The following is a 2,121-nucleotide window of genomic DNA, read 5'->3' as shown; positions in this document are numbered from 1 at the left end:
ATTATTCCTCCCATCGAGAGCTATTCTGAATTGTAAGTTATAACTATTATAATCTCATTTCTCTTTGTGATCAAGTTGAAGATTTTCTAGTTTTTGACTGCTATAAGTATTAATACTCATTGCATAAGTGAGATGCTCCCGGCGCGTTGTTCATTCATTGTCTGTACTGTGATTGTTATAATTATATTTACGATTGAGGAGGAAAAGGAATAATAATGTAGCGAATGACCGTTCCTAGTAAAGCCGTTCCCAAAATTCCGATTAACGTCCAAATCTGGGCCTTTTGAGAGCCTTTCAATTCTTTGGTATCTTCTTTCACCCTCTCAATATCCTTGTCTAAAGCATCGACCTTTTCTTCTAATCTAGCTTGTCCAACCTCTAAATTAGTGAGGCGACTATTAATATTTTCTAGTTTCTGATTAATTTCACCTAAAACTTCTTTAAGATCTTGTTCAATAGTAACTGACATCTGATGATTCTCCTAATAATTATCGGAATATAGGCACGACTATCACTATTTTATAGCTGGTTATAATTAAATTAAAAATGGATTTTAGGTTCGATCCCCCCTGCCCCCCTTGATAAGGGGGGTGCCGATCCCCCCTTAATCCCCCCTTGATAAGGGGGGTGTCTGACAACTTTTAACGCCTCCCTACTTACCTTTGAGAATGATAATACTTTTGGTTCATGTGTCCTCTTTATTCGCGATCGCTACTAATCCGGCGATCAAACGGCTTGCAACATGAATTCAACCTTGATCGCTTCAAACGGGAACTCTACGCTCCCATCTGCTACACGGCTCAGAATACCGACATTTAAAAGTGCCGTAATATCTCCATGTACTGCTTTAACATCCCGATGTACTCGCCTCGCCGCCTCACGGATAGAAATGGGGCCAGCACCGCACATAGCTTTGAGGAGTTCCCACCGCTTGGCAGTCAGAACTTTCCAGAGAAGTTCGGGGGTAGCAAAACTGATACGAACTTCTTTTTCTGCTCGACCAGTTTTCATCGCTTGAACGGCATCGGCAAGGGTGTCAGTCAAGGAGCGAACTTCAAGAACGACCGTGTTCATAATTCCACCTCAAAATGTCAGAGTTGAAGTCGGCCATCAATTGGTCTGGCGAAGAGAAAGCATAAAGAGACTCCACACCATCGAAATGACGGTGATCGCCTTTACCGCGTTCGTTATCATATCGCAACACACATTTGCCGTTGACTATGTAAGCGAGACGATATTTGTAAGGATGCTCCGATGGCAGAACTGGTTGGGGAACACGCCAGACAGTGACTTCTGCGAATGCGTCTGGGGCCAAGATGACGCGACGACGAATGAGCGCGGTAGCCTTCATGTTGGATATACTAACAACACCTTGGCCTGTTGTCAATGTCCCCAACAGTTAAAAACGCCTTATATTCTTCTATATTTCTCGCTTGAGGATTGAGATATTGCCCAAAGTGTTGTGTTAAATCAATCTGCATGGTTATTGTATCCTTATTATTCTAACCCTGTTGCATAGTTTTCCATCATCTGCAAAAATTCGGGGTCAATCAATTCCTGATTAGCTTGCAGGATATTGGGTTCCTCACCATCAGCACAAGCGAGCAACTGTTCTATTAAATTAACATAAGCTTGGGCGCGTTGTTCATTCATCGTCTTAACTATGATTTTTGTGATTGTGTGATGGACTATGATTCTTTTCGAGAGAGCGACACCATGATGTGATATAAGACAATAAATACTCATGATTGTCAAAGATAACCTAATCATAGTCGCTCATTCTAATCATCGTCTTAACTATGATTTTTGTGATTGTGTGATGGACTATGATTCTTTTCGAGAGAGCGACACCATGATGTGATATAAGACAATAAATACTGATGATTGTCAAAGATAACCTAATCATAGTCGCTCATTCAATCATGAGTCTAATCATCGTCTTAACTATGATTTTTGTGATTGTGTGATGGACTATGATTCTGGCTCTTCGGGACTTGTTATGGTTCGATAGGGGGGCATAAATCGACTCAATCCTTATCTGGCAAGAGATTTAATTGATTAGTTCGCTCCAGATCGCAAACAATTGACAAAAATTGCGGCAATGTCTGTCTCTATAAAGGT

At 41.1% G+C, this 2,121-nt stretch carries 4 protein-coding genes; all 4 read right to left on the bottom strand.

The window, feature by feature from the left end; translation table 11 throughout:
- Positions 1–187: 187 nt before the first annotated feature.
- Complete coding sequence (locus O9332_RS17370) at positions 188–469, bottom strand: hemolysin XhlA family protein (RefSeq protein WP_002759172.1); 282 nt, start codon at positions 467–469, stop codon at positions 188–190.
- A 257-nt stretch (positions 470–726) separates the two neighbouring features.
- Positions 727–1,074 carry an HVO_A0114 family putative DNA-binding protein gene (locus O9332_RS17365; RefSeq protein ID WP_002751511.1) on the bottom strand — a complete coding sequence of 116 codons (348 nt, stop codon included), beginning with the start codon at positions 1,072–1,074 and terminating at the stop codon, positions 727–729.
- On the bottom strand, positions 1,055–1,351 hold the full coding sequence (locus O9332_RS17360) for a toxin-antitoxin system TumE family protein (RefSeq protein ID WP_002751505.1): 297 nt from the start codon (positions 1,349–1,351) through the stop codon (positions 1,055–1,057). The genes O9332_RS17365 and O9332_RS17360 overlap by 20 nt, the downstream gene beginning before the upstream one ends.
- 146 nt (positions 1,352–1,497) lie before the next feature.
- On the bottom strand, positions 1,498–1,653 hold the full coding sequence (locus tag O9332_RS17355; RefSeq protein ID WP_196219824.1) for a hypothetical protein: 156 nt from the start codon (positions 1,651–1,653) through the stop codon (positions 1,498–1,500).
- Positions 1,654–2,121 lie beyond the last annotated feature (468 nt).

It is taken from the genome of Microcystis sp. LE19-10.1B, assembly GCF_027530565.1.
Taxonomy (GTDB): Bacteria; Cyanobacteriota; Cyanobacteriia; order Cyanobacteriales; family Microcystaceae; genus Microcystis; species Microcystis aeruginosa.
Note: the sequence above shows the minus strand (reverse complement) of the source record. Positions and strands in the feature narration are given on the sequence as shown.

Coding starts and splice junctions, on each gene's coding strand:
- O9332_RS17360 (WP_002751505.1), bottom strand. CDS start 1,351: ATGAAGGCTACCGCGCTCATTCGTCGTCGCGTCATCTTGGCCCCAGAC.
- O9332_RS17370 (WP_002759172.1), bottom strand. CDS start 469: ATGTCAGTTACTATTGAACAAGATCTTAAAGAAGTTTTAGGTGAAATT.
- O9332_RS17355 (WP_196219824.1), bottom strand. CDS start 1,653: ATGAATGAACAACGCGCCCAAGCTTATGTTAATTTAATAGAACAGTTG.
- O9332_RS17365 (WP_002751511.1), bottom strand. CDS start 1,074: ATGAACACGGTCGTTCTTGAAGTTCGCTCCTTGACTGACACCCTTGCC.